The 25,290-nt window shown below is 70.8% G+C and carries 25 protein-coding genes; 10 read left to right on the forward strand and 15 right to left on the reverse strand.

The features are described from left to right. Positions 1–160: 160 nt before the first annotated feature. From ACZ5XS_RS22070 to ACZ5XS_RS22080, 3 genes are all read right to left on the reverse strand, one after another. Positions 161–1,117 carry an SPFH domain-containing protein gene (locus ACZ5XS_RS22070; protein WP_217235858.1) on the reverse strand — a complete coding sequence of 319 codons (957 nt, stop codon included), beginning with the start codon at positions 1,115–1,117 and terminating at the stop codon, positions 161–163. 141 nt (positions 1,118–1,258) lie between these two features. Further along, entirely contained in the window at positions 1,259–1,690 is a 432-nt protein-coding gene (locus tag ACZ5XS_RS22075; protein ID WP_468653787.1) for an NfeD family protein, read from the reverse strand. Positions 1,691–1,773: 83 nt separating this feature from the next. Beyond that, entirely contained in the window at positions 1,774–2,571 is a 798-nt protein-coding gene (locus tag ACZ5XS_RS22080) for an ABC transporter ATP-binding protein (RefSeq protein WP_217235856.1), read from the reverse strand. A gap of 150 nt (positions 2,572–2,721) precedes the next feature. Between ACZ5XS_RS22080 and ACZ5XS_RS22085 the strand changes: the two genes are divergently transcribed. Beyond that, on the forward strand, positions 2,722–3,510 hold the full coding sequence (locus ACZ5XS_RS22085; protein WP_468653789.1) for a hypothetical protein: 789 nt from the start codon (positions 2,722–2,724) through the stop codon (positions 3,508–3,510). A gap of 122 nt (positions 3,511–3,632) precedes the next feature. On the opposite strand, the gene ACZ5XS_RS22090 is transcribed toward ACZ5XS_RS22085, so the two are convergent. From ACZ5XS_RS22090 to ACZ5XS_RS22105, 4 genes are all read right to left on the reverse strand, one after another. Further along, positions 3,633–3,872, reverse strand: a complete 240-nt coding sequence (locus ACZ5XS_RS22090) for a chaplin (protein ID WP_468653791.1) — start codon at positions 3,870–3,872, stop codon at positions 3,633–3,635. Between the two features lie 190 nt (positions 3,873–4,062). Further along, positions 4,063–4,308 carry a chaplin ChpE gene (gene chpE / locus ACZ5XS_RS22095; protein ID WP_468653793.1) on the reverse strand — a complete coding sequence of 82 codons (246 nt, stop codon included), beginning with the start codon at positions 4,306–4,308 and terminating at the stop codon, positions 4,063–4,065. A 168-nt stretch (positions 4,309–4,476) separates the two neighbouring features. Then, positions 4,477–5,118, reverse strand: coding sequence for a response regulator (locus ACZ5XS_RS22100; protein WP_468653795.1), 642 nt, complete (start codon positions 5,116–5,118; stop codon positions 4,477–4,479). Beyond that, positions 5,111–6,256, reverse strand: coding sequence for a GAF domain-containing sensor histidine kinase (locus ACZ5XS_RS22105; RefSeq protein ID WP_468653797.1), 1,146 nt, complete (start codon positions 6,254–6,256; stop codon positions 5,111–5,113). Before ACZ5XS_RS22105 ends, ACZ5XS_RS22100 begins: the two co-directional genes overlap by 8 nt. Before the next feature lie 186 nt (positions 6,257–6,442). Here ACZ5XS_RS22105 and ACZ5XS_RS22110 point away from each other — a divergent pair, with 186 nt between their 5' ends. The 3 genes from ACZ5XS_RS22110 (at position 6,443) to ACZ5XS_RS22120 (ending at position 9,279) form a co-directional block, all read left to right on the forward strand. After that, on the forward strand, positions 6,443–7,138 hold the full coding sequence (locus ACZ5XS_RS22110) for an SDR family NAD(P)-dependent oxidoreductase (protein ID WP_468653799.1): 696 nt from the start codon (positions 6,443–6,445) through the stop codon (positions 7,136–7,138). Then, positions 7,135–8,220, forward strand: coding sequence for an S-adenosylmethionine:tRNA ribosyltransferase-isomerase (locus ACZ5XS_RS22115; RefSeq protein WP_468653801.1), 1,086 nt, complete (start codon positions 7,135–7,137; stop codon positions 8,218–8,220). The genes ACZ5XS_RS22110 and ACZ5XS_RS22115 overlap by 4 nt, the downstream gene beginning before the upstream one ends. A gap of 297 nt (positions 8,221–8,517) precedes the next feature. Further along, a complete protein-coding gene (locus ACZ5XS_RS22120; RefSeq protein WP_468653803.1) occupies positions 8,518–9,279 on the forward strand; it encodes a transglycosylase SLT domain-containing protein in 762 nt (253 codons plus the stop codon). A 76-nt stretch (positions 9,280–9,355) separates the two neighbouring features. On the opposite strand, the gene ACZ5XS_RS22125 is transcribed toward ACZ5XS_RS22120, so the two are convergent. Continuing rightward, positions 9,356–11,884: an ABC transporter ATP-binding protein/permease gene (locus ACZ5XS_RS22125; protein ID WP_468653805.1), complete on the reverse strand. Its 2,529-nt coding sequence runs from the start codon at positions 11,882–11,884 to the stop codon at positions 9,356–9,358. 240 nt (positions 11,885–12,124) lie between these two features. On the opposite strand from ACZ5XS_RS22125, the gene ACZ5XS_RS22130 reads away from it, so the two are divergent. Continuing rightward, positions 12,125–14,080, forward strand: coding sequence for a streptophobe family protein (locus tag ACZ5XS_RS22130; RefSeq protein WP_468653807.1), 1,956 nt, complete (start codon positions 12,125–12,127; stop codon positions 14,078–14,080). 154 nt (positions 14,081–14,234) lie between these two features. After that, complete coding sequence (gene serB, locus ACZ5XS_RS22135; protein ID WP_217235846.1) at positions 14,235–15,449, forward strand: phosphoserine phosphatase SerB; 1,215 nt, start codon at positions 14,235–14,237, stop codon at positions 15,447–15,449. A 94-nt stretch (positions 15,450–15,543) separates the two neighbouring features. Here serB and ACZ5XS_RS22140 read toward each other — a convergent pair whose 3' ends face one another. From ACZ5XS_RS22140 to ACZ5XS_RS22155, 4 genes are all read right to left on the reverse strand, one after another. Continuing rightward, positions 15,544–16,062 carry a SixA phosphatase family protein gene (locus ACZ5XS_RS22140; RefSeq protein WP_468653809.1) on the reverse strand — a complete coding sequence of 173 codons (519 nt, stop codon included), beginning with the start codon at positions 16,060–16,062 and terminating at the stop codon, positions 15,544–15,546. Positions 16,063–16,127: 65 nt separating this feature from the next. After that, positions 16,128–16,334, reverse strand: coding sequence for a hypothetical protein (locus ACZ5XS_RS22145; protein ID WP_468653811.1), 207 nt, complete (start codon positions 16,332–16,334; stop codon positions 16,128–16,130). Between the two features lie 181 nt (positions 16,335–16,515). After that, positions 16,516–16,632 (reverse strand): SGM_5486 family transporter-associated protein, encoded by a 117-nt coding sequence (locus ACZ5XS_RS22150; protein ID WP_086023195.1) that lies wholly within the window; start codon positions 16,630–16,632, stop codon positions 16,516–16,518. Between the two features lie 68 nt (positions 16,633–16,700). Next, positions 16,701–18,014, reverse strand: a complete 1,314-nt coding sequence (locus ACZ5XS_RS22155; RefSeq protein WP_468653813.1) for a CynX/NimT family MFS transporter — start codon at positions 18,012–18,014, stop codon at positions 16,701–16,703. 70 nt (positions 18,015–18,084) lie between these two features. On the opposite strand from ACZ5XS_RS22155, the gene ACZ5XS_RS22160 reads away from it, so the two are divergent. Then, positions 18,085–18,777, forward strand: a complete 693-nt coding sequence (locus ACZ5XS_RS22160) for a FadR/GntR family transcriptional regulator (RefSeq protein ID WP_468653815.1) — start codon at positions 18,085–18,087, stop codon at positions 18,775–18,777. On the opposite strand, the gene ACZ5XS_RS22165 is transcribed toward ACZ5XS_RS22160, so the two are convergent. From ACZ5XS_RS22165 to fabG, 3 genes are all read right to left on the reverse strand, one after another. Further along, entirely contained in the window at positions 18,755–19,105 is a 351-nt protein-coding gene (locus ACZ5XS_RS22165; RefSeq protein ID WP_468653817.1) for a hypothetical protein, read from the reverse strand. The genes ACZ5XS_RS22160 and ACZ5XS_RS22165 overlap by 23 nt on opposite strands. A gap of 171 nt (positions 19,106–19,276) precedes the next feature. Beyond that, positions 19,277–20,044, reverse strand: a complete 768-nt coding sequence (gene fabI, locus ACZ5XS_RS22170; protein WP_468653819.1) for an enoyl-ACP reductase FabI — start codon at positions 20,042–20,044, stop codon at positions 19,277–19,279. A 5-nt stretch (positions 20,045–20,049) separates the two neighbouring features. Beyond that, the gene (gene fabG / locus ACZ5XS_RS22175; RefSeq protein ID WP_468653821.1) at positions 20,050–20,754 is read right to left on the reverse strand and encodes a 3-oxoacyl-[acyl-carrier-protein] reductase; all 705 of its coding nucleotides are present in this window, start codon (positions 20,752–20,754) and stop codon (positions 20,050–20,052) included. A 239-nt stretch (positions 20,755–20,993) separates the two neighbouring features. Between fabG and ACZ5XS_RS22180 the strand changes: the two genes are divergently transcribed. The 3 genes from ACZ5XS_RS22180 to tyrS are packed head-to-tail and all read left to right on the forward strand — an operon-like array spanning position 20,994 to position 25,259. Further along, positions 20,994–22,517, forward strand: coding sequence for a TldD/PmbA family protein (locus ACZ5XS_RS22180; protein ID WP_468653823.1), 1,524 nt, complete (start codon positions 20,994–20,996; stop codon positions 22,515–22,517). After that, on the forward strand, positions 22,514–23,932 hold the full coding sequence (locus ACZ5XS_RS22185; RefSeq protein WP_468653825.1) for a metallopeptidase TldD-related protein: 1,419 nt from the start codon (positions 22,514–22,516) through the stop codon (positions 23,930–23,932). The genes ACZ5XS_RS22180 and ACZ5XS_RS22185 overlap by 4 nt, the downstream gene beginning before the upstream one ends. Positions 23,933–23,990: 58 nt before the next feature. Beyond that, on the forward strand, positions 23,991–25,259 hold the full coding sequence (gene tyrS / locus ACZ5XS_RS22190; RefSeq protein WP_468653827.1) for a tyrosine--tRNA ligase: 1,269 nt from the start codon (positions 23,991–23,993) through the stop codon (positions 25,257–25,259). The last annotated feature ends 31 nt before the right edge of the window (positions 25,260–25,290 follow it).

Consider the following 25,290-nt stretch of genomic DNA (forward strand, 5'->3'; position numbering starts at 1 on the left):
GGGGGGACCCCCATCGCGGCCGCTCCGGCGCCTTGCGATGCACGGCACCAGACCACGCGACCTGATCGGACGCTCATAGTGAAAGGACCCCTTAGTCGCGTACGAGACTGGGGCCCACCTCCGTGGAGGTGGGCCCCAGTCTCGTACGCGGTCCTCGTCGTCAGTCGATCGACGGCTTCTCGCGGCGTTCGGTGCCCGAGTCACCGTTGCCGGAGTTGCCTCCACCGCCTGAACCCCCGCCCAGGTTGCCGAAGTTGCCCATGGCGCCGGACAGGCCCTTGAGGGCGTCGCCGATTTCGCTGGGGACGATCCAGAGCTTGTTGGCGTCGCCTTCGGCGATCTTCGGGAGCATCTGGAGGTACTGGTAGGAGAGGAGCTTCTGGTCCGCGTCGCCGGCGTGGATCGCCTCGAAGACCGTACGGACGGCCTGGGCCTCGCCCTCGGCGCGCAGGGCGGCGGCCTTGGCCTCGCCCTCGGCGCGCAGGATCTGGGACTGCTTCTCGCCTTCGGCGGTGAGGATGGCTGCCTGGCGCGTACCTTCCGCGGTGAGGATGGCGGCGCGCTTGTCACGGTCGGCGCGCATCTGCTTCTCCATCGAGTCCTGGATGGAGGTCGGCGGCTCGATGGCCTTCAGTTCCACGCGGTTGACGCGGATGCCCCACTTGCCGGTGGCCTCGTCGAGGACGCCGCGCAGCGCCGCGTTGATCTCCTCGCGTGAGGTGAGGGTCCGCTCCAGGTCCATGCCGCCGATGATGTTGCGGAGCGTGGTGACGGTGAGCTGCTCGATCGCCTGGATGTAGCTGGCGACTTCGTAGGTCGCGGCCCGGGCGTCGGTCACCTGGTAGTAGATGACGGTGTCGATGTTCACGACCAGGTTGTCCTGGGTGATCACCGGCTGGGGCGGGAACGGGACGACCTGTTCGCGAAGGTCGATGCGGTTGCGGATGGTGTCGATGAACGGGACGACGATGTTGAGGCCCGCGTTGAGCGTCCGCGTGTAGCGCCCGAAGCGCTCCACGATCGCGGCGCTCGCCTGTGGGATGACCTGGATCGTCTTGATCAGGGCGATGAAGACCAACACCACCAGGATGATCAAGACGATGATGACCGGTTCCATCGTGCTCCCCGTACCCTTCTCCGCCTCGGCGCTTTTGGAAGATCTTATGTCTGTTGAAGATCTTGCTGGTCGAGTGTGTCAGACCGTCGGGTGCCTCGTGGGGCGTTCGGTTCAGTTACGTCATGCCTGCGTCCTACGAGGTCACATGACGATCGCCGTTGCACCCTCGATCTCCACGACGTCCACTTCCTCGCCCACTTCGTAGGCACGGTCGGTGGCGAGGGAACGGGCCGACCAGACCTCGCCGGAGAGCTTGATCCGGCCGCCGGAGCGGTCGACGCGCTCCAGCACGACGGCTTGTCTGCCCTTCAACGCCTCAACGCCGGTGGCGTGTTGGGGGCGTTGCGAGCGGTGCCGGGCGGCGATGGGCCGTACGACCGCGATCAGGGCGACCGATACGGCGGCGAAAACGAGTACTTGGGCGGTGATGCCCCCGCCGGCTGCGGCCGTGAGGGCCCCTGCGGCGGCGCCGACCGCGAGCATGCCCAGCTCCGGCATCGCGGTCACCACGAGCGGGATTCCGAGCGCTACCGCGCCGACGAGCCACCACACCCATGCGTCGATGTCGTTCACATGGTCATGGTAGGTCCCCAAGTACCGCCTCCGACAGGGCGCCGGAGTCTCGAAGAGGCTTATTACCCAGGGAGTTCGCGGAGTCAGGCCATCGGGAGGCCCTGTGCGGTCCAGCGCTCGCCGACCTGTTCGACGACGAGGGGCAGGCCGAAGCAGAGGGAGAGGTTGCGGGAGGTGAGTTCGAGCTCCAGCGGGCCGGCGGCGAGAACCTTGCCCTGACGGATCATCAGAACGTGGGTGAAGCCGGGGGCGATCTCCTCGACGTGGTGGGTGACCATGAGCATCGAGGGGGCGATCGGGTCGCGCGCGAGGCGGCCGAGACGGCGTACGAGGTCCTCGCGGCCGCCGAGGTCGAGCCCGGCGGCGGGCTCGTCGAGGAGCAGCAGCTCGGGGTCGGTCATCAGGGCGCGGGCGATCAGGGTGCGCTTGCGCTCGCCCTCGGAGAGGGTGCCGAACTTGCGGTCGAGGTACTCGCTCATGCCGAGGCGGTCGAGGAAGGCGCGGGCGCGCTGCTCGTCGATCTCCTCGTACTCCTCCTGCCAGCCGGCGGTCATGCCGTACGCGGCGGTGAGCACGGTCTGCAGGACGGTCTGGCGCTTGGGCAGCTTGTCGGCCATGGCGATGCCGGCCATGCCGATGCGCGGGCGCAGTTCGAAGACGTCGGTGCCGGGCTTGCCGAGGGTCTCGCCGAGGATGGTGGCGGTGCCCTGGCTGGGGTAGAGGTAGCTGGACGCGACGTTCAGGAGGGTGGTCTTGCCGGCGCCGTTCGGACCGAGGATGACCCAGCGCTCGCCCTCCTTCACCGACCAGGAGACCTGGTCCACCAGAGCCCGGCCCTCCCGGACCACGGATACGTCCTGAAGCTCCAGAACATCGCTCATGAGCGCGTTGTCTCCCCTTGCAGTGTGGCCGGTCTCGGCTGTCGCGTTCGCCAGTGGCTCGTCCGCCGCGCCGGTGGGCGCAGCCCTCAAGGAAATCTACGCCACCGGTCGGCCGCTCCATTCCATCGGTCCGGTCCTTAGGGTGGAGGCATGCTTTCGGAACCACGCTCTGGACAGCTTGCCGCTTGGGGAAATGCCCTGTTGGCCGGACTTGTCTCTCCTGACGACGCCGTACTCGCGATCGTCGGCGGGGACGCGGTGCACCGGGTGGAGGGGTTGCCGGGCGAGCCGGCGCCCGTCGGTCTCACGCTCGCGCTGGGACGGCTGCGGTCGCTCGGGGTCACGGGGCTGCGGGTCGCGCTGCCCGCGCCCGGGCATCCGCTGGGGCTGAGCGGGCCGCCGGAGTTCAACGCGCGGGCGCTGGAGGCCGAGGAGGCGGTGATCTGTCATGGCGCCGCGCTCGGGTTGGTGCCGGAGGTGTACGAGGCCGGGCCCGCCGGCGATGTCCATGTCGAGGTCGTGTGGCACTGCCTCGCCGTGCGGGAGGCGCCGCCGGCCGATGTGCCCTCGCTCGGGGAGGCCGAGCGGGAGCTGGCGGAGGCGCTGCGGGATGCGACCGAGGTGCTGACGCGACTGGACGTCGCCGGGTCGGGGCCGGTGGCCGAGGCCGCGATCGATGCGTATCGGGCGCGGGCCGAGCGGTGGCGGGAGGTGCTGGCTCCGGGGTATCCGCCGCGGGCGGTGCGGGTGCTGGAGCTGGCGCAGCGGGTGGGGCTGCTGGTGTCGCTGGCGTACGAGAACGGGCACGGGGGTGCGGTGAGCTCCGGCGAGATGGCGGCGAGGGCTCAGGCGCTGCGTCCGGTGGAGCGGACGGCTCGGCGGGCGCAGGTGGCCGCGTACAACGCGTATGTGGAGGAGCGGGAGCGCGGCGTTCGCTGAGCGCCTCGGGTGTGTTCCGGTGACGGTCGTGCGTGCTCGGGGTGCGTGCGGCCTGTCGGCCTGAACGAGCAGGCCCCGCGAGTCGTCGTCGACTCGCGGGGCCTCTCGTCGGCCGTGTGAGGTCAGTCGTTGACGCAGACGTTGCCGAACGTGGGGTTCAGCAGCGCGATGACGTTCACGGTGTTGCCGCAGACGTTCACCGGAACGTGGACGGGGGCCTGGACCACGTTGCCCGAGCCGACGCCCGGCGAGCCCACGGCCTTGCCGTCGGCACCCGCGTCGGCGACAGCGGCACCGGCGGAGGCGCCGGCGGCGATACCGGCGACGGTGAGGGCCACGGCGGCCTTCTTGGCGATGTTCATGAGAAGCGTTCCTCCTGCGTTTGCGTGTCCGACCCGGCCGCGGGTCGTGCGCTGGTCAACGCGGAGGAGTTCCGGAACGGTACGGGGATTCGAGCCCAACGGCCCGTTCGGATCATTCGAGCGACAAACAGACCGGCCTCCCGGGGAACCCCCCGGGAGACCGAAGTCATGACCTGCTCGGCGACTGGCGTCAGTGGTTGATGCCCAGGTTGCCGAAGGCGGGGTTCAGCACACCGATGACGTTCACGCTGTTGCCGACCGCGTTCACCGGGACGTGCACCGGGGCCTGGACGAGGTTGCCCGAGACGACGCCCGGCGAGCCCACGGCCTTGCCGTCGGCGTGCGCGCCGTCGGTGGCGGAAGCCATTCCGGCACTGGCGGCGATGAGCCCGCCGGCCACCATCGTCACGGCCGCTGCCTTCTTCAGGTTCTTCACTTCTGACCCCTCCTAGCGATTGCCGCGGCAGTCGCCGCAGCACGCACTGGAGAACGGCGGGGATCACCAAAGGATGCGCCATCCGGGGGACATTCCCACGACGGTATGAATCTCATTCCGGAGGGGAACGCTCCATATTGCCGTCGGTCACGTCCTACGGAGAGCGTTTCAACCGGTCACGCCATGGCGTACGGCCCACAGGGCGGCCTGGGTGCGGTCCGACAGGTCGAGCTTCATCAGGATGTTCGAGACGTGCGTCTTGACGGTCTTCTCGGACAGGACCAGCGCGCGGGCGATCTCACGGTTGGAACGGCCGTCCGCTATCAGCCCGAGCACCTCACGCTCCCGCTCGGTGAGCGAACCGCCTCTGCCCTGGCCGGAGTTGTTCTGCTCCTGCGACAACAGCGCGCCCGCGACCTCGGGTTGGAGCAGGATGTGTCCGGCGTGGACGGAGCGGATGGCGCCCGCCAGGGCGTCGGGGTCGACGTCCTTGTAGACGTACCCCGCGGCGCCCGCGCGCAGCGCCGGGACGACCGTGCGCTGTTCGGTGAAGCTGGTGACGATCAGCACGCGCGCGGGGTTGTTCAGTTCGCGGAGCTTGCGCAGCGCGTCGACGCCGTCCATGCCCGGCATCTTGACGTCCATGAGGACGACGTCGGGTTTCAGCTCCTCGGCGCGGGCGACGCCTTCGGCGCCGTCGGCCGCCTCCCCCACGACCTCGATGTCGTCCTGTACTTCGAGGAACGTGCGCAGGCCCCGGCGGACCACTTGGTGGTCGTCGACGAGCAGCACCTTGATTGCGTCAGCCACCGGGGACCTCCAGCTCGATCGTGGTGCCCTTGCCGGGCGCCGATTCCACGGACAGTGCGCCGCCGACGCCGCTCGCCCGGTCCCGCATGGAGACCAGGCCCAGGTGGCGGCCCGCGCGGCGTATCCCCTGGGGGTCGAAGCCGCTGCCGTCGTCCGTCACCCGCAGGACGGCTCCGCCGCCGCGCCGGTCCAGGGTCACGTCGACGTGCTCGGCGCCCGAGTGCCGCAGGGCGTTGTGCAGGGCCTCCTGGGCGACGCGCAGCACCGCCTCCTCCTGGGCGGCGGGCAGGGCGCGAACCCCGCGGCCGACGAAGGTCACGCGCGCGGTGTGGGCGCGGTCCAGTACGTGGATGTGGGTGCGGAGGGTCGCGACGAGGCCGTCCTCGTCGAGTGCCGCGGGACGCAGCTCGACGACCGCCGCGCGCAGTTCGTCGGCGGCCTCCGCGGCGAGTACGGCCACCTGCTGCAGTTCGCCCTTGGCGCGGGACGGGTCCCGGTCCACCAGGGCGGCGGCGGCCTGGGCGGTCAGGCGCAGGGAGAACAGCTTCTGGCTGACGGCGTCGTGCAGTTCGTGGGCGAGCCGGGAGCGCTCCTCGGCGATCGTGAGCTCGCGGCTGCGTTCGTAGAGGCGGGCGTTGGTGAGGGCGATCGCGGCGTGCTGGGCGAGGATCGACAGGAGTTCCTCGTCGTCCTCGGTGAAGCCGCAGCCGCCTTCCGGCTTCGGGCAGTTCTTGTTGGCCAGGAACAGCGCGCCGATGATCTCGTCGCCGTCGCGGATCGGCAGGCCCAGGAAGTCGGACATGTCGGGGTGGGCGGACGGCCAGCCCTCGAAGCGGGGGTCCTTGCGCACGTCGGCGAGCCGCTCGGGCCTGGCCTCGTGCAGCATCGCGGCGAGGATGCCGTGCTGGCGCGGGAGGGGGCCGATGGCCCGCCACTGCTCCTCGCTGACGCCGTCGACCACGAACTGGGCGAAGCCGCCGTGGTCGTCGGGCACCCCCAGCGCGGCGTACTGCGCGTCGAGCAGCTCACGGGCCGAGGCGACGATCGTCTTGAGGACGTCGCGCACCTCGAGGTGCCTGCTCATGGCCAGCAGCGCGGTGCTGACCGCGGCGAGGCCGGACCGGGGGCCTTGACTCATGCCCTCACGGTACCGGCGGGGTGTGACAGTCCGTATCCGACCTGTGGCGGCCGTCTCCTGGGCCTCGAGTCCTAGGGCGAAGGGCCTCACCGCTCTGCGGCCCGCGTCCGAGGCGGTGACCAGGGCCCGGTTCCTACGTTGGGAGCACGCCGATCAGGCGGCGTCGAGGACGAGGGGACGTGTGTCATGCCGGTAGCGATCATCACGGGGGCCTCGAAGGGACTGGGGCGGGCGCTGGCCGACGCCCTGGCCGCGCGGGGCTGGGACCTGGTGCTCGACGCCAGAGGCGCTCAGGGCCTCACGGAGGCGGCGCGGGTTGTCTCCCGGCACGGGACGCGGGTGACGGCCCTCCCGGGGGACGTCACCGACGGCGGGCACCGGAGCGAGCTGGTGGCGGCGGCGTGGAAGCTGGGCGGCGTCGACCTGCTGGTGAACAACGCGAGTGCGCTGGGTGCCGAACCGCTGGTGCGGCTGGAGAAGCTGCCCGTGGAAGGGCTGCGGCGGGCGCTGGAGGTCAATGCGGTGGCCCCGCTGGGCCTCGTCCAGGAGGCGCTGCCGCTGTTGCGGGCCTCCGAGGCGGGCACGGTGATCGCGATCAGCTCGGACGCGGCCGTCGAGGCGTACGAGACCTGGGGCGGCTACGGGGCGTCCAAGGCCGCCCTGGACCATCTCGCGGCGGTACTGGGCGAGGAGGAGCCCGGGCTGCGCGTCTGGGCGGTCGACCCCGGCGACATGGCGACCGACCTGTACGCGGCCGCCGTACCGGAGGACACGGATCCGCGGCCGGAGCCGGTGGGAGTGGTCCCGGCGTTCCTGCGGCTGCTGGAGGAGCGGCCCGCGAGCGGGCGCTACGCGGCTCCCGCTCTGCTGGAGGAGCGATGACGCTGGCGGTGCACGTCCCGGAGGAACTGTCGGCGCGGGTGCCGGCGGAGCAGCGCGGTCCCGGGCTCGACCGGGACGCCGTACGACTGCTCGTGTCGCGCGGCACCGAGGTGTCGCACCACGCGTTCGTGGAGCTCCCCCGGTTGCTGCGGGCCGGGGACCTGCTCGTCGTGAACACCTCGCCCACACTGGCGGCGGCCGTCGACGGGCGGATCGGGCACGCGCGTGTGGTGGTGCACTTCTCCACCCGCGGGGACGACCGGCGGTGGGCCGTGGAACTGCGGGATCCCGACGGGCGGGGCACCACGCGTGCGCGTGCGGGCGGGCCGGCGGGGACGCGGGTGCGGCTGCCCGGGGGTGGGCGGCTGGTCGTGGAGGAGCCGCTCAGTGCACCCAGCGGGCGGTTGTGGTGGGCGCGTGCGTCGGGGGCGGACATCCTCGGGGTGCTGCGGGAGCACGGGCGGCCCATTCGTTACTCCTATACGGAGCGGGACCAGCCGTTGTCCGTCCACCAGACGGTGTTCGCGCTGCCGTCGCCCGACGGGGCGGGGAGTGCGGAGATGCCGAGTGCGGCGCGGCCCTTCACCACGCGGCTGGTGGCGGAGCTGGTGAGCCGGGGGGTGCAGTTCGCGCCGGTCACGCTGCACACCGGGGTGGCGTCGGCGGAGGCGCACGAGCCGCCGTATCCGGAGCGGTTCGCGGTGCCCGAGGCGTCGGCGCGGCTGATCAACGCCGTGCAGTCGGGGGACGGCAGGGTCGTGGCGGTGGGGACCACGGCCGTGCGGGCGGTGGAGTCGGCCGCGGGGCCGGACGGGGTCGTACGCGCGCGTGCGGGATGGACCGATCTCGTGGTGACCCCGGAGCGCGGGGTGCGGGTGGTGGACGGGCTGCTGACCGGGCTGCACGAGCCGGAGGCGTCGCACCTGCTGATGCTGGAGGCGGTCGCCGGACGGGCGGCGGTCGACCGCGGTTACGAGGAGGCGCTGCGTGGGCGCTACCTGTGGCACGAGTTCGGAGACGTGCACCTCGTCCTGCCTCAGGAAGGGCCTCACGCAGAGCATTGCGTCAGCAACTCTTGGTGAGACCGCCCTCGCGCCGATGTGAGCCCGCACATAGGGCGCAGATCACGTACTAGGTGCAATAGGAGACAAACCCCTCCGTCGTGAACGGGGCAGACGTTCTGGTCTGTCCCGTTTTGCCCTTCCCCGATCCACTACCCAGCTTCGTACGTCACACCTTTGCCACCGGATTTTGCGGCCGCTAAGAATTGCTCTCGTCGCTCAGCGCCGCGGGTTCCTCCCGCGGCGTTTGTGCCGGAAGCACCCTGTCCCCCACCGGACGCCGAGCGACCTCCGCGCTATTCGAAGAGGTCCCACAGCATGCTCAAGAACATCAAGCCCCGAAGTCGCGCCCTGACCCGGACGCACAAGATCGCCATCGCCGGTGTCGCCACCCTCGGTGCCGCCTCCGTGGCCTTCACCGTGGTTCCGAGCGGGCACACCACCACCTCCGAGGCGGCGGCCGTCTCGGCTCCGGTGGCCTACAAGTCCGAGCAGCTCAAGGGCCTCAAGTCGGGCGTCACCGAGCAGCTCGCCGTCAGTGACAGCCTGCAGCGCCAGGCCGCCGAGGCGAAGAAGAAGGCCGAGGCGAAGAAGAACGCCGAGGCGGCAGCCAAGGCCAAGGCGGATGCGGCCGCGAAGAAGAAGGCCGCCGCCGCGGCCGCCGCCAAGAAGAAGGCCGAGCAGACGCGCAAGGCGAAGGAGGCCGCGAGCCGGTCGGCCAAGCGCGCCCAGGTCAAGGCCGTCACGGCCAAGACCTACGCCAACAACCTCGACGGCTGGATCAAGGAATCCCTGGACATCATGAAGTCCAAGGGCATCCCGGGCTCGTACAACGGCCTGCACCGCAACATCCTCCGGGAGTCCTCGGGCAACCCGAACGCGATCAACAACTGGGACATCAACGCCATCAACGGCATCCCGTCGAAGGGCCTGCTGCAGGTCATCCCGCCGACCTTCAAGACGTACCACGTCCCGGGCACGTCCTGGAACATCTACGACCCGGTCGCCAACATCACCGCCGCCGCCAACTACGCGGCCGACAGGTACGGATCGATGGACAACGTCAACGGCGCGTACTGAGGTCGCGCGGACCTCTTCCACGCCGAAGGGCGGCACCCCCACCGGGGTACCGCCCTTCACCGTCGTACGACAGTGGTCACTTGCGCATGACCTCGGGCTCGTGGCGGCGCAGGAAGCGGGCCACGAAGAAGCCGCAGATGACGCCGAGGATGATCAGAGCGGCCATGTCCATGCCCCAGGCGCCGACGGTGTGCTCCCACAGCGGATCGGTGTCGCCGCCCTCCTTGGGCGGGCTGATCTTGTTGAAGTCCAGCGTGGCGCCCGCGGCGGCGACCGCCCAGCGCGACGGCATCAGGTACGAGAACTCGTTGACGCCGACCGCGCCGTTCAGGGTGAACAGGCAGCCCGTGAACACGACCTGGATGATCGCGAACATGACCAGCAGCGGCATCGTCTTCTCGGCCGTCTTCACCAGCGACGAGATGACCAGGCCGAACATCATCGAGGCGAAGCCCAGCGCCATGATCGGGATGGAGAGTTCGATCATGGTGGAGCTGCCGAGGACCAGGCCCTGCTCGGGGATCTCCCGGCTGGCGAACCCGATGACGCCGACCAGCAGGCCCTGGAACACCGTGATCACACCGAGCACGAACACCTTGGACATCAGGTAGGCCGAGCGGGACAGGCCGGTGGCGCGCTCCCGCTCGTAGATGACCCGTTCCTTGATCAGCTCACGGACGGAGTTCGCGGCGCCCGCGAAGCAGGCGCCGACCGCGAGGATCAGCAGGACCGTGGTGGCCGTGCCGTTCGGGATGATCCGGCCGGTCTTGGGGTTGGCCGGGTTGGGCAGCAGGCTGTTGCCGGAGTCGATGAGCAGGCTCACCGCACCCAGGACCGCCGGCAGGATCACCATCAGGGCCAGGAAGCCCTTGTCGGAGGCGATCACCGAGGTGTAGCGGCGCACCAGAGTGACGAACTGGGACATCCAGCCCTGCGGCTTCGGCGGCCTCATCGCCTGCATCGGCGGCATCTGTACGGACTGCGGTGCAACGGCGTCGATGTCCGCGGCGTACATCTGGTAGTGCTGCGAACCCTTCCAGCGTCCCGCCCAGTCGTAGTCGCGGTAGTTCTCGAAGGCGGAGAAGACGTCGGCCCAGGTGTCGTAGCCGAAGAAGTTCAGCGCCTCCTCCGGCGGGCCGAAGTAGGCGACGCTGCCACCGGGGGCCATCACGAGCAGTTTGTCGCAGATCGCCAGTTCGGCCACGGAGTGCGTGACGACGAGGACCGTACGGCCGTCGTCGGCGAGGCCGCGCAGCAGCTGCATGACGTCGCGGTCCATGCCCGGGTCGAGGCCGGAGGTCGGCTCGTCCAGGAAGATCAGCGAGGGCTTGGTGAGCAGTTCCAGGGCCACGGAGACGCGCTTGCGCTGGCCACCGGAGAGGGAGGTGACCTTCTTCTCCTTGTGGATGTCCAGCTTGAGCTCGCGCAGTACCTCGCCGATCCGGGCGTCACGCTCGGCGGCCGTGGTGTCGGCCGGGAAGCGCAGCTTGGCCGCGTACTTGAGGGCCTTCTTGACGGTCAGTTCCTTGTGCAGGATGTCGTCCTGCGGGACCAGACCGATGCGCTGGCGCAGCTCGGCGAACTGCTTGTACAGGTTTCGGTTGTCGTAGAGGACGTCACCCTGGTTGGCGGGGCGGTAGCCCGTGAGCGCCTTCAGGAGCGTCGACTTGCCGGAGCCGGAGGGGCCGATGACCGCGATCAGCGACTTCTCCGGGACGCCGAAGGAGACGTCCTTGAGGATCTGCTTGCCGCCGTCGACCGTGACGGTCAGATGGCGGGCCGAGAAGGAGACCTCACCGGTGTCGACGAACTCCTCGAGACGGTCCCCGACCAGGCGGAACGTGGAGTGGCCGACGCCGACGATGTCGTTCGGCCCCAGTAGCTGGGTGCCGCCCTTGGCGATCGGCTGGCCGTTGACGTACGTGCCGTTGTGCGAGCCCAGGTCGCGGATCTCGAAGCGGCCGTCGGGCGTCGCGTGGAACTCCGCGTGGTGGCGGGAGACCTGGAGGTCGGAAACGACCAGGTCGTTCTCCAGGGCACGGCCGATGCGCATGACACGGCCGAGCGAGAACTGGTGGAACGTGGTCGGGCTGCGGTCGCCGTAGACCGGCGGCGCCCCCGCGCCACCACCGGGTGCCTTCTGCGCGTAGTTGTCCGCCGGGCCCTGCTGCTGCGGGACGTGCGGTGCGGCCTGCTGCCAGCCGGCCTGCGGGTCCTGCTGCTGCGGCGGGGCCTGCTGCGCCCAGCCGGCGCCCGCGCCCTGAGCCGCGTACGGCTGCTGGGGCTGCGCCTGCGGCGAGGCCACGGCGGCCTCGGTGCCGGACAGGCTGAGCAGCGGTCCGTCGGTCGCGTTGCCCAGGTGGACGGCCGAGCCGGCACCGATCTCCAGCTGGTGGATCCGCTGCCCCCGCACGAACGTGCCGTTGGTGCTGCCGTGGTCCTCGATGACCCAACTGCGGCCGTTCCAGCTGATCGTGGCGTGCCGCCACGACACTCTCGCGTCGTCGAGCACCACGTCCCCCTGCGGATCACGTCCGAGGGTGTATGGCCTGGACGCGTCGAGCGTCCAGGTCCGTCCATTCAATTCCAGTACGAGTTCCGGCACTCCATGCCCCACTGAGTAGTCCCCCGATGTACCCCCATCACAGGGAGTCTAGGGATGTCGAACATCGTCGGGAACTATTTCAGGCTCGGCCCCCTGACCGAAAGTCGGGCCTTGTGAAGAAGGCGCACGCCCGCTTCGGCTGTTTCCGTTGACGGGGTTGAAAACGGACCGGAGAGTGGTAATCCACGCGAGGGGGACATGCGCGGCGAGCGGGCCGTGCCGCGGATCGGGGGGTCTGCCATGAGTGCGTCCAGGAGCGTCGAGACCACGAAACCAGGCACGAGGCTGCCCTGGGGAGACATCCTGCTGTCCGCGATCGCCGCTGTGAGCTGGGCATTGATCGGGATGGCGGGCACGGCGGCGCTCGGCCTGCATCTGCTCGAAGCCGATGCGGCGGGCTCACTCGGGCCCATGACCGCGGCGGTGGTGGCTCTTGGGGCGGGTGGTTCTGTCACACCGTCCGGCGATGTGTCCGCGTTCGGCCTGACGGGCGCGGAGGCGGCGACCGCCATCGAGATCACGCCACTCGGCGTGAGCCTGGTCGGTGCGCTGCTGCTGTCCCGGTTCTTCCTAAGGTCCCTGCGTGCGGGGGGAGTTGTGGTCGCGCCCGTTGAACTTCTCGCGCGCGCGGGCACGGTGGTGGCCCTGTTCGTGGCGATGCTCGGCGGGCTGGCCTGGGCGGGACACGATGTCATCACGATCGACGGGAGCGCCCTGGGGCTCGACGACCTGCCCGGCGGGGGCGGCGGCATCGAGATCCCCGGGGTGGGCGACATCGGGGACATCGGTGGGCTGCTGCCCGACCAGATCGGCGACCTCGTCGACGCCGAGGCGGCGGTCGGCTTCACCGTCGACACCGCGCCGACGCTGCTCGGCGGGCTCGGCTGGTCGGCCGGGGTCCTGCTGATCGCCCTGCTGGCCTCGCGCCGCACACCGCTGCCGCGCGGCTGGGAGGCCGTCCACCGAGTCGTACGGCCGGCCGCGTCCGCCCTGGTCACGGTCCTGCTGACGGCCGTGGCGGCCGGGTTCGCGGCGGCGGGGTACGCGGCGGTCGGTGACGACCATCCGAAGCGGATCGCGGGGGCGGCGCTGCTCGGGGCGCCGAACGGGGTGTGGCTGGGCATCCCGATCGGCCTGTTCGTGCCGTGGGACGGCCGGGCGACCGGCGAGCTGACCCGCCTGCTGCCGGACCCCCTGGACGACCTGCTGGGCAGCGGCTCCGACGAGTCGGTCACGCTGGGGCGCCTGGCCGAGCTGGACGGGCGGGTGTGGCTGCTGGGGGTGGCGGCGGCAGTGATGATGCTGCTGGCGGGGGTGCTGACGGCTGTACGGACGCCAGTGGGGGTGGTCGCCGGACCTGGCGGTGCGGATGCGGGTGCAGTTGCGGTGAGGGCTGCGGGCGCGGATTCGGCGGGGGCCGGCTCCGCGGGGGCCGTGGATACGGGATCGGCGGGGGCTCCGGGTTCGGTGGGCGTACGAGATCCGGGTGCTCTCGGTTTCGCCGGACGGTGTGCGCTGCGGCTGGGCATCGCCACCGCGCTGACCTTGCCGTTGCTCGCCTCATTGACGCAGGTGTCCGTGGACGCCTCCCTGTCCGTGCTCGGCTTCGACGCGTTCGGCGCGGGAGTCGCCCTGCGCGGGCACCTCGGCATGGCCCTGCTCCTGGGCGCCGTGTGGGGCGCGGGCGCGGGGGCCGCCGGTGCGCTGCTGGCCCGGGCGACCGGGGCGGCGGGGCAACGGGCGGCGCCGCCGGCACTGGGTGACGGGCGGTGGGGGCCGGGGGCCGTAGGTGCCATGGGGGCCGTAAGGCCGGTAGGGGCCGATCATGCTCCGCCGGGTGGGGTTGCCGGACCTGGCCCGTACCCGGGCGAGCCGGATGGGCCGCACACCGACGAGTCCGGGCCGTACGTTCCCCGCTCGCCCTACCGGCCGCCGAACCCGGCGACCAATCCGTATCTGCGGGTGCCGGAAGAATTGAGGGAACCGGAGGACGCGCGGCCGGCCGACGAGCCGCGTCGCGCCGGGCGTCCGCGGTCGCCCGGCGACGACGTGTACGGCGCGCCGACGGTGGCCCGGCCCATCGAGCCGCCGCCGCGGGGGCCCCGGAAGCCGCCCGGACCGCGATCCGGGGACCGGCCGCCTCCGCCACCTCCTCCCCCGCCTCCTGGGCCGGGGAGGCCTGAGGGGCGACAGTGATCCGTCTCCCGGGAAGCGGCGCGCAGAGCCGTGTGCAGCGAAGACGTGGCCGCCGCGCAAGGTCGGCGCCATCCGTACGTCACCCATTGTTCCGTGTCCGTCAGGCGGACCTCGGGCGCGGAAGGCACTGGGTGCCGGATACGGTGGGAACACCATGAGCGCTTCGCAGACCTCGTCCTCTGACGTCCCCACCCTTCTCGTCAAGATCTTCGGGAAGGACAGGCCGGGCATCACGGCCGGACTCTTCGACACCCTTGCCGCCTACTCCGTCGACGTCGTCGACATCGAGCAGGTCGTCACCCGTGGCCGCATGGTGCTGTGCGCGCTGGTGACCGCGCCGCCCAGCGGGCTGGAGGGCGACCTGCGGGCGACCGTCCACAGCTGGGCCGAGTCGATCAAGATGCAGGCCGAGATCATCTCCGGCCTCGGCGACAACCGTCCGCGCGGTCTGGGGCGCTCCCTGGTCACCGTGCTGGGGCATCCGCTGACGGCGGAGGCGACGGCGGCGGTCGCCGCGAGGATCACGAAGGTCGGCGGCAACATCGACCGCATCTTCCGGCTCGCCAAGTATCCGGTGACCGCGGTCGAGTTCGCGGTGTCCGGTGTGGAGACCGGGCCGCTGCGCACCGCCCTGATGACCGATGCGGCGGCGCTCGGCGTCGATGTCGCGGTCGTCGCGGCCGGACTGCACCGCCGCGCCCAGCGCCTGGTCGTCATGGACGTGGACTCGACGCTCATCCAGGACGAGGTGATCGAGCTCTTCGCCGCGCACGCCGGCTGCGAGGACGAGGTCGCCGAGGTGACGGCGGCCGCGATGCGCGGTGAGCTGGACTTCGAGCAGTCGCTGCACGCGCGCGTGGCGCTCCTCGAAGGGCTGGACGCCTCTGTGGTGGACAAGGTGCGCAGCGAGGTGCGGCTGACGCCGGGCGCGCGCACCCTGATCCGCACGCTGAAGCGGCTCGGCTACCAAGTGGGCGTCGTGTCGGGCGGATTCACGCAGGTCACGGACGATCTGAAGGAGCGGCTCGGGCTCGACTTCGCCCAGGCCAACACGCTGGAGATCGTCGACGGGAAGCTGACGGGCAAGGTCACCGGCGAGATCGTGGACCGGGCGGGCAAGGCGCGGCTGCTGCGCCGGTTCGCCGCGGAGGCGGGCGTACCGCTGGCGCAGACCGTGGCGATCGGCGACGGTGCCAATGACCTGGACATGCTCAATGCGGCCGGTCTCGGGGTCGCCTTCAACGCCAAGCCGGTGGTGCGCCAGGCCGCGCACACCGCGGTGAACGTGCCGTTCCTGGACACCGTCCTGTACCTGCTGGGCGTCACCCGCGAAGAGGTCGAGGCCGCGGACACGCACGACAAGGACTGAGCCCGCCCCGGCGGCCGATGCCGTCCGCGCGGACAACGTGGAAGGGCCCGGCACCACCGCGGTGCCTGGCCCTTCCACGTGCGTGAGGAGCAGGTCAGTCGGACGGCGCCCAGTAGTCGACCAGCGTGGCCGCACCGGGCTCCAGGGACTTCCAGGAGCCCTCGAAGGTCAGTACGGCGAAGGCGGCGGCCGGGAAGCCGCGGTTGCTCATCCGCTCGCGGGCGTCACCCTCGTCCGTGCCGGCCAGGACGTCGGCGAGGCCCTGGACGCCGGGGTTGTGGCCGATGAGCACGACGGTGTGTGCGTCGTCGGGGTTCTCGTTCAGCAGGGCGATCAGCTCGCCGGGCGAGGCTTCGTAGACCCGCTCCTCGTAGACCGTTTTCGGCCGGTGGGGAAGCTCGTGGACGGCGAGCTTCCACGTCTCGCGGGTCCGGGTCGCGGTGGAGCACAGGGCCAGGTCGAACGGGATGCCGGTGTCGGCCAGCTTGCGTCCGGCGACTGCGGCGTCCATGCGGCCCCGCTCGGCGAGCGGCCGCTCGTGGTCGGGCACCTGTGGCCAGTCGGCTTTCGCATGCCGGAAGAGGACAATCCTGCGAGGTTCTGCGACGCTCATAGGATCCAGCTTCGCATGAAACAGGCCATGAGGCGCAGGGAGTTGACCGGCGGCTCCGGCCGTGTTCAGCGGGCTATCAGCTGCTGTACGCGCTCGACGAGGTGACTGACGGCGGGGTCGCCGGACGCCGCGTGGGCGTCCGTGGGGTGCAGGATCATCGCCAGCAGCACGATGAAGGCGAGTGTCGGCAGTGCGAGGGCCCACCAGGGCAGCCGGATGTCGACGCCGCCGCGGGTCGCGGGGTGGGGCCGGGTGTGCGTAGGAGCCGACATGGGTGCCTCCGCCGTCTTCGAGTCGTCCGTGCCCGCCTTACGCGGTCACCTCTCGAAGCTACGGAATCTCCGGCCGTCAACCCATCCGGTGATCCACCCAGTTGACCCTGACACTCGCCCCCTAGGGGACAGGGGGGTCAGCCCCACCCTCGGCCCGCCGGACGATCGCGCGGGACACGGCTCACGGCGAGGCGATCGTCGCGATGATGGCGATGATCACGAAGATGGCGAAGAACGAGCCGAAGACCAGGAGCATCTTCTTCTGGCCGTTCTGGGGGTTCGGATCGAGCACTGGCATACGGCGATTCTCGCACCCGTCGCCCGCCACGACTCCTCGGGGGTGGGACCGGCGGGCTGCCGCGCGGATCAGCGCGCCGCCTCGTCCTCGACCGTGCGGTCGCGGCCCGCCAGGACGCCCACCAGCATCTGCGGGATCATCAGGCCGGTCATGAGGGCGATCGGCAGGCCCCAGCCGCCGCTGTGCTGGTAGAGCACGCCGACCAGGAGCGGGCCGGGGATGGAGATCAGATAGCCGGTGCTCTGGGCGAAGGCCGACAGCTGGGCGACGCCCGCGCCGGTCCTGGCCCGCATCCCGACCAGCGTGAGGGCCAGCGGGAAGGCACAGTTGGAGACGCCGAGCAGGACGGCCCAGGCCCAGGCGCCGCCGGCCGGGGCGACGTACAGGCCAGCGTATCCGGCGAGGCCGCAGACGCCGAGGGCGATCACGATCGGGCCCTGGTGCGGCAGCCGGGTGGCGATACGCGGGATGACGAAGGCCAGCGGCACGCCCATCACCATCGTGACGGCCAGCAGCAGACCTGCCGTGCCCGCGGACACGCCCGCGTCCCGGAAGATCTGCGCCATCCAGCCCATGGTGATGTAGGCGGCGGTGGCCTGGAGCCCGAAGAAGACGGCGAGCGCCCAGGCGGTACGGCTCCGGGTGATCCGCAGCGGGGCCGACGACTCCCCGCGCGCGGGGGCCCGCTCGGCCGGCGCGGGGGCCCGGTCCCGTACGAGCGGGACCCACGGGAGCACGGCCGCCGCCGCCAGGATCCCCCACACCGCGAGCCCGGACTGCCAGCTCCCGCCGAGCGCCTTGGTCATCGGCACGGTCACCGCGGCGGCGGCCGCGGTGCCGAGGGCGAGGGCCATCGAGTAGAGGCCGGTCATGGAGCCGACCCGGTCGGGGAACCAGCGCTTGACGATGACCGGCATCAGGACGTTGCTGACCGCTATGCCCATGAGTGCCAGGGCACTGCCCGCCAGGAATCCGGCCGTTCCGACCGTCTCGCCCGCGTAGGGCCGTATGAGCAGGCCCGCGGTGATGGCCGCCATGCCCGCGCACACCACCGCGCCCGCTCCGAACCGGCGGGCGAGCCTGGGGGCCATGACGCCGAAGACGGCGAAACAGAGCGGGGGCACGGAGGTGAGGAGCCCGGCCACGCTGCCGCTCATGCCGAGGCCGTCGCGGACCTCTTCGAGGAGGGCACCGAGGCTGGTGATGGCGGGGCGGAGGTTGAGGGCGGACAGCACGATGCCGACGACGACCAGGCGGGTCGCCCACGCGCGCGTGGCGGCTCCCTCGGGGCCGACGGCCTCCTGGGGGTCGGTCGCGGCCGAACGGGGTACGGTCGCGGACTTCCTCGTCCGGGTTTCCTCACGTGCCATGAGGCCCATCATAGAATCATGGGATGATTGGTTGTCCATCCCCGGGGCGCCCCGTCCGGCCCCACCCGTGCGAAGGTGTGCCATGCCCCTGAGCCATCCCCGCCGGTCGGCACTGTCCGAGCAGGTCATCGCCGCTCTGCGCAACCAGATCACCTCGGGCGAGTGGCCGGTCGGCGCCCGGATCCCGACCGAGCCGGAGCTGGTCGAGCAGCTGGGCGTCGCCCGCAACACCGTCCGCGAGGCCGTCCGCGCGCTCGCGCACAACGGTCTGCTGGACATCCGCCAGGGCTCCGGCACGTACGTCGTGGCGACGAGCGAGCTGGCCGGCGTGATGCACCGCCGTTTCGCCGACGCCGACCCGCGGCACATCGCCGAGCTGCGTTCCACGCTGGAGTCGGCCGCCGCCAGACTGGCCGCCGAGCGGCGCACGGAGAAGGACCTCAAGCAGCTGGACGCGCTCCTCGTGCGCCGCGAGGAGGCGTGGGAGTCGGGCGACACCGAGGCGTTCGTGACGGCGGACGCGACCTTCCACCTGGCGGTGGTGGCCGCCTCCCACAACGACGTGATGACCGCGATGTACGCCGACCTGGGCGAGGTGCTGCGGGACTGGCTGCGCGAGGACGTCGGCGAGGAGCTGACGCCGGAGACGCACATGGACCACGCGCGGCTGGTCGACGCGATCCGCACGGGCGACGCGGCGGCCGCCGCCCGGGAGGCCGCGAGTTACCCGTTCCTGTGCCGCCCGGGCCGGTTCAACGCTCCCTTCGGTGGCTGACCCACACCGAGCGGACCTCCTTCCAGCAGCGGCCGGTCAGGCGTACGGTCTGCGCGGGCCCCGCCTCGACCGAGGCGCCGTCGCTGTCGACGTCCCACCAGCGCTCGCACTCGATGTGCAGGCTGACGCGATCGGGCTGCGGATAGGGGTTGTGGCAGTACGCGATCACGTGGGAGCCGTTGACCCTGCTGCGGCACGCCGCCCCGAACGGCTCCGGTTCGGCGGCCTGCGGTACCTCCACGCGCGCGTGCGACATCGCGTCGTACGACAGGGACAGCACGAGACAGACGGCTACGGTCACTGAGGCCAGGCTGCGGGGCAGGCGCACAAGGGGACCTCCTCGGCCGTGCTGGGCAGGGGAGCGTGTGGTGAACGCGTACTCCAGAGTGCGCGGTGGCAGGTCCCGCCCGCCCGGCCGGGTAGGCCGAACGAGTGAGGGGTGAGGGCCCTTGTCCGAAAGGACGCGGGCCCTCACCCCTCAGCGGTCACTGCGGCAGCGTCACGCACCGATGGCGTGCAGACCGCCGTCCACGTGGATGATCTCGCCCGTGGTCTTCGGGAACCAGTCGCTGAGCAGGGCGACGACGCCCTTGCCGGCCGGCTCCGGGTCCTTGAGGTCCCACTCCAGGGGGGCGCGGGTGTCCCAGACGGAGGCCAGTTCGGCGAAGCCCGGGATGGACTTGGCGGCCATCGAACCGATGGGGCCGGCCGAGATGAGGTTGCAGCGGATGTTCTGCTTGCCCAGGTCACGCGCCATGTAGCGGCTCGTGGCCTCCAGGGCGGCCTTGGCCGGGCCCATCCAGTCGTACTGCGGCCAGGCGTACTGCGCGTCGAAGGTGAGACCGACGACCGAGCCGCCGTTCTGCATCAGCGGCAGGCAGGCCATGGTCAGCGACTTCAGGGAGAACGCCGAGACGTGCATGGCCGTGGCCACGGACTCGAACGGCGTGTTGAGGAAGTTGCCGCCGAGCGCGTCCTGCGGCGCGAAGCCGATGGAGTGCACGACGCCGTCCAGGCCGCCCAGCTCCTCGCCGACCAGGTCGGCCAGGCGTGCGAGGTGCTCGTCGTTGCTGACGTCGAGCTCGATGACCTTGGCGGGCTTGGGGAGCTTCTTGGCGATGCGCTCGGTCAGCGTGGGCCGCGGAAACGCGGTCAGGATGATCTCCGCGCCCTGCTCCTGGGCCAGCTTCGCGGTGTGGAAGGCGATGGAGGACTCCATCAGCACACCGGAGACCAGGACGCGCTTGCCCTCGAGAATTCCGCTCATGGTGATCAGTGACCCATTCCCAGTCCGCCGTCAACCGGGATGACGGCTCCAGTGATGTACGAGGCGTCGTCCGAGGCGAGGAACCGCACCGTCGCGGCGATCTCCTCGGGCTGCGCGTACCGGCCGAGCGGCACCTGCTTGACGATGCCCTCGCGCTGCTCGTCGGTGAGCGCCTTGGTCATGTCGGTGTCGACGAAGCCCGGCGCGACGACGTTGAAGGTGAGGTTGCGCGAGCCCAGCTCACGGGCGAGCGAGCGCGCGAAACCCACCAGGGCGGCCTTGGAGGCGGCGTAGTTCGCCTGGCCGGGGCCACCGTACAGACCCACGACCGACGAGATCAGCACGACGCGGCCCTTCTTGGCGCGCAGCATGCCGCGGTTGGCACGCTTGACGACGCGGAAGGTGCCCGTCAGGTTGGTGTCGATGACCGAGGTGAAGTCCTCCTCGGACATGCGCATCAGGAGCTGGTCCTTGGTGATGCCGGCGTTGGCGACCAGCACCTCCACCGGGCCGTGCTCGGCCTCGATCTCCTTGTAGGCCTGCTCCACCTGCTCGGTGTCGGTGATGTCGCACTTGACGGCCAGGAAGCCGGCCGGCGGCTCGCCCGAGCGGTACGTGATGGCAACCTTGTCACCGGCGTCGGCGAACGCGCGGGCGATGGCGAGGCCGATGCCCCGGTTGCCTCCGGTGACGAGAACCGAGCGGCTCAACAGATCACCCTTTCGATAGCGGTCTGACACACCCGCCCGAACACCTGGTGACAGGCGGCTTCCTCGAAAACCTATCGGTCCCGGCCCGTGCGCGGACAATCGGGCATCCACAGTGGCTAACGGGACTCGCTGTCGGGTCCCTACAGAAAGATGCGGAACTCCGCCGGAAACGTATGGTCCGTTGACCTGCCCGCGCGACATGATCGGAGCCGACAGGCCACGACATCAGGGAGAGCCCCGTGCCTCATACGATCGACGAAGCCTTCACGGCGCTTCCGCTACGCGCCTTGGCCGACGCCGCGCTGGCACGCGCGCGTGCGCTGGGCGCGGCGCACGCGGACTTCCGGTTCGAGCGGGTGCGCAGCGCGTCCTGGCGGCTGCGGGACGCCAAGCCCTCCGGCACCTCGGACACCACCGACCTCGGGTACGCGGTGCGGGTCGTGCACGGCGGGACGTGGGGGTTCGCCTCGGGTGTGGATCTGACCCTGGACGCCGCCGCCAAGGTCGCCTCGCAGGCGGTCCAGATGGCGAAACTGTCCGCCCAGGTGATCAAGGCCGCCGGGTCGGACGAGCGCGTGGAGCTGGCCGACGAGCCGGTGCACTCCGAGAAGTCGTGGATCTCGTCGTACGAGATCGATCCGTTCTCGGTGCCCGACGAGGAGAAGGCGGCACTGCTGGCGGAGTGGAGCGCGCGGCTCCTGGCCGCCGACGGCGTCAACCACGTGGACGCCTCACTGCTCACCGTCCATGAGAACAAGTTCTACGCCGACACGGCCGGAACCGTGACCACCCAGCAGCGGGTCCGGCTGCACCCGCAGCTGACCGCCGTGTCCGTCGACGAGTCGAGCGGCGAGTTCGACTCCATGCGGACCATCGCGCCGCCCGTCGGACGCGGCTGGGAGTACCTCACGGGCACCGGCTGGGACTGGGACGCGGAACTGGCGCAGATCCCGGAACTCCTCGCCGAGAAGATGCGGGCACCCAGTGTCGAGTCGGGTGTGTACGACCTCGTCGTCGACCCGTCCAACCTGTGGCTGACCATCCACGAGTCCATCGGGCACGCCACCGAGCTGGACCGGGCCCTCGGCTACGAGGCCGCCTACGCCGGCACCTCCTTCGCCACCTTCGACCAGCTGGGCAAGCTCAGGTACGGCTCCGAGCTGATGAACGTCACCGGTGACCGCACCGCCGAGCACGGCCTGGCGACGGTCGGGTACGACGACGAGGGCGTCGCCGGCCAGTCCTGGGACCTGGTGAGGAACGGCACCCTGGTCGGCTACCAGCTGGACCGGCGGATCGCGCGGCTGACCGGGTTCGAGCGGTCCAACGGCTGCGCCTTCGCCGACTCGCCCGGGCACGTCCCGGTGCAGCGCATGGCCAACGTGTCCCTGCGGCCGGACCCCGCCGGGATGTCCACCGAGGACCTGGTCGGGAGCGTGGAGCGCGGGATCTACGTCGTCGGAGACCGGTCCTGGTCGATCGACATGCAGCGCTACAACTTCCAGTTCACCGGGCAGCGGTTCTTCAGGATCGAGAACGGGCGGATCGCCGGGCAGCTGCGGGACGTCGCCTACCAGGCGACGACCACCGACTTCTGGGGATCGATGGCCGCGGTGGGCGGCCCGCAGACGTACGTCCTCGGCGGCGCCTTCAACTGCGGCAAGGCCCAGCCGGGCCAGGTCGCGGCCGTCTCCCACGGCTGCCCGTCCGCCCTCTTCAAGGGCGTCAACATTCTGAACACCACGCAGGAGGCCGGTCGATGAGTCCGCGTGTGCCCAACGGCATCACTTCGCTGACGAACAAGCCGCACGAGATCGTCGAGCGGGCCCTCGCCCTGTCCCGGGCGGACGGCTGTGTGGTCATCGCCGACGAGCAGTCGACCGCCAACCTGCGCTGGGCCGGCAACGCGCTCACCACGAACGGTGTCACCCGCGGCCGTACGCTCACCGTCATCGCGACCGTCGACGGCAAGGAGGGCACGGCCTCCGGGGTCGTCTCACGGTCGGCCGTGACCGCGGACGAGCTGGAGCCGCTGGTGCGGGCCGCCGAGGCCGCCGCGCGCGGTGCCCAGCCCGCCGAGGACGCCCGGCCGCTGGTCACCGGCGTACCCGAGTCCCCCGACTTCACGGACGCGCCCGCCGAGACCTCCTCCGCGGTGTTCGCCGACTTCGCGCCGACGCTCGGTGAGGCGTTCGCACGCGCGCGTGCGGGCGGACGCGAGCTGTACGGCTTCGCCAACCACGAGCTGGTCACCAGCTACCTCGGTACGTCGACGGGGCTGCGGCTGCGTCACGACCAGCCCAACGGGACGCTGGAGCTGAACGCCAAGTCGCCGGACCGTACGCGGTCGGCGTGGGCGGGGCGGTCGACGCGGGACTTCAAGGACGTCGACCCGGCCGCTCTGGACGCCGAACTGGCCGTACGCCTCGGATGGGCCGAGCGCCGGATCGATCTGCCCGCCGGGCGGTACGAGACGCTGCTGCCGCCGACCGCCGTGGCGGACCTGCTGATCTACCAGATGTGGTCGGCGTCGGGCCGGGACGCGGTCGAGGGCCGCACGGTGTTCTCCAAGCCGGGCGGTGGCACCCGCTTGGGCGAGCGGCTCACCGACCTGCCCCTGACCCTGCGCAGCGACCCGCACGCGCCGGGCCTGGAGTCGGCGCCCTTCGTGCTCACGCACTCCTCCGGGGGCGACCAGTCGGTGTTCGACAACGGGCTGCCGCTGACCGCCACCGAGTGGGTGCGCGAGGGCGAGCTGAGCGGTCTGCTGACCAGCCGGCACAGCGCGGAGCTGACCGGGCTGCCGGTGGCGCCGGGCATCGACAACCTGATCCTGGACGGGGGCGAGGACCGGTCCCTGGAGGAGATGGTCGCGAACACCGGGCGCGGACTGCTGCTGACCTGCCTCTGGTACATCCGCGAGGTCGACCCGGCGACGCTGCTGCTCACCGGCCTGACCCGGGACGGTGTCTACCTCGTCGAGAACGGCGAGGTGAGCGGCGAGGTCAACAACTTCCGGTTCAACGAGTCGCCGGTGGGCCTGCTGGGCCGGGCCACCGAGGCCGGGCGCACGGAAAAGACGCTGCCGAGGGAGTGGAGCGACTGGTTCACTAGGGCTGCGATGCCGGCCCTGAGGGTGCCGGACTTCAATATGAGCTCTGTCAGTCAGGGCGTATAACCTCGTAGTCGGCTGTCGCTCGGCTGCCCGAAGGTCATTCCAAGGAGATACGAGAACCGTGACGGACATCGTCGACGAACTGAAGTGGCGCGGGCTGATCGCCCTCTCCACTGACGAGGACGCATTGCGCAAGGCGTTCGCGGACGGTCCCGTCACGTTCTATTGCGGCTTCGACCCGACCGCGCCCAGCCTGCACCTCGGCAACCTCGTGCAGATCCTGACGATGCGCCGGATCCAGCAGGCGGGCAACCGTCCACTGGGCCTGGTCGGGGGCGCCACGGGTCTGATCGGCGACCCGAAGCCGAACTCGGAGCGCACGCTGAACGCGCCGGAGACCGTGGCCCAGTGGGTCGAGCGGCTGCGCGGGCAGATCCAGCCCCTGCTCGACTTCGAGGGGCCGAACGCTGCGGTCATGGTCAACAACCTGGACTGGACCCAGGGCCTGTCGGCCATCGAGTTCCTGCGGGACGTGGGCAAGCACTTCCGGGTCAACAAGATGATCGCGAAGGAGGCCGTCGCGCGGCGGCTCAACTCCGACGCGGGCATCAGCTACACCGAGTTCAGCTACCAGATCCTGCAGGGCATGGACTTCCTGGAGCTGTACCGGCGGTACGGCTGCACGCTGCAGACCGGCGGCAGCGACCAGTGGGGCAACCTCACCTCGGGCACCGACCTGATCCACCGCGTCGAGCCCGACGCCGTGGTGCACGCGCTGGGCACGCCACTGATCACCAAGGCCGACGGCACGAAGTTCGGCAAGACGGAGTCCGGCACGATCTGGCTCGACCCCGAGATGACCACGCCGTACGCCTTCTACCAGTTCTGGCTGAACGCGGACGACCGGGACGTCTCCAAGTTCCTGCGCATCTTCAGCTTCAGGTCCCATGAGGAGATCGAGGAACTGGAGCGGCAGACCGAGGAGCGTCCGCAGGCGCGGGCCGCCCAGCGGGCGCTGGCGGAGGAGCTGACGACGCTGGTGCACGGCGCCGACCAGACGGCCGCCGTGATCACCGCGTCCAAGGCCCTCTTCGGCCAGGGCGAGCTGACCGACCTGGACGAGAAGACGCTGGCCGCGGCCCTGTCCGAGGTGCCGCACATCCAGGTCACCGAGCTCGGTCAGGTGGTCGACCTGTTCGCCGAGGTCGGGCTGGTCGCCAGCAAGTCGGCCGCGCGCCGCACGGTCAAGGAGGGCGGCGCCTACGTGAACAACGCGAAGGTCGCCGCGGAGGACGCCGTACCCGCCAAGGAGGACCTGCTGCACGGGCGCTGGCTGGTGCTGCGCCGGGGCAAGAAGAACCTGGCGGCCGTCGAGGTCACGGGTTCCTAGACGCACCCGGGCCGGAAACGGCGAAGGGGGC

The organism is Streptomyces sp. NPDC033131, from assembly GCF_055578365.1.

What these genes read in the sequence shown, in the direction of transcription:
- ACZ5XS_RS22150 (WP_086023195.1), bottom strand. Translation starts at nt 16,632, where the DNA reads ATGCCAGTGCTCGATCCGAACCCCCAGAACGGCCAGAAGAAGATGCTC.
- ACZ5XS_RS22110 (WP_468653799.1), top strand. Translation starts at nt 6,443, where the DNA reads ATGCCGGTAGCGATCATCACGGGGGCCTCGAAGGGACTGGGGCGGGCG.
- ACZ5XS_RS22145 (WP_468653811.1), bottom strand. Translation starts at nt 16,334, where the DNA reads ATGTCGGCTCCTACGCACACCCGGCCCCACCCCGCGACCCGCGGCGGC.
- ACZ5XS_RS22070 (WP_217235858.1), bottom strand. Translation starts at nt 1,117, where the DNA reads ATGGAACCGGTCATCATCGTCTTGATCATCCTGGTGGTGTTGGTCTTC.
- ACZ5XS_RS22080 (WP_217235856.1), bottom strand. Translation starts at nt 2,571, where the DNA reads ATGAGCGATGTTCTGGAGCTTCAGGACGTATCCGTGGTCCGGGAGGGC.
- ACZ5XS_RS22085 (WP_468653789.1), top strand. Translation starts at nt 2,722, where the DNA reads ATGCTTTCGGAACCACGCTCTGGACAGCTTGCCGCTTGGGGAAATGCC.
- ACZ5XS_RS22185 (WP_468653825.1), top strand. Translation starts at nt 22,514, where the DNA reads ATGAGTCCGCGTGTGCCCAACGGCATCACTTCGCTGACGAACAAGCCG.
- ACZ5XS_RS22160 (WP_468653815.1), top strand. Translation starts at nt 18,085, where the DNA reads ATGCCCCTGAGCCATCCCCGCCGGTCGGCACTGTCCGAGCAGGTCATC.
- ACZ5XS_RS22130 (WP_468653807.1), top strand. Translation starts at nt 12,125, where the DNA reads ATGAGTGCGTCCAGGAGCGTCGAGACCACGAAACCAGGCACGAGGCTG.
- ACZ5XS_RS22115 (WP_468653801.1), top strand. Translation starts at nt 7,135, where the DNA reads ATGACGCTGGCGGTGCACGTCCCGGAGGAACTGTCGGCGCGGGTGCCG.
- ACZ5XS_RS22140 (WP_468653809.1), bottom strand. Translation starts at nt 16,062, where the DNA reads ATGAGCGTCGCAGAACCTCGCAGGATTGTCCTCTTCCGGCATGCGAAA.
- ACZ5XS_RS22105 (WP_468653797.1), bottom strand. Translation starts at nt 6,256, where the DNA reads ATGAGTCAAGGCCCCCGGTCCGGCCTCGCCGCGGTCAGCACCGCGCTG.
- ACZ5XS_RS22120 (WP_468653803.1), top strand. Translation starts at nt 8,518, where the DNA reads ATGCTCAAGAACATCAAGCCCCGAAGTCGCGCCCTGACCCGGACGCAC.
- ACZ5XS_RS22090 (WP_468653791.1), bottom strand. Translation starts at nt 3,872, where the DNA reads ATGAACATCGCCAAGAAGGCCGCCGTGGCCCTCACCGTCGCCGGTATC.
- serB (WP_217235846.1), top strand. Translation starts at nt 14,235, where the DNA reads ATGAGCGCTTCGCAGACCTCGTCCTCTGACGTCCCCACCCTTCTCGTC.
- ACZ5XS_RS22155 (WP_468653813.1), bottom strand. Translation starts at nt 18,014, where the DNA reads ATGATGGGCCTCATGGCACGTGAGGAAACCCGGACGAGGAAGTCCGCG.
- fabI (WP_468653819.1), bottom strand. Translation starts at nt 20,044, where the DNA reads ATGAGCGGAATTCTCGAGGGCAAGCGCGTCCTGGTCTCCGGTGTGCTG.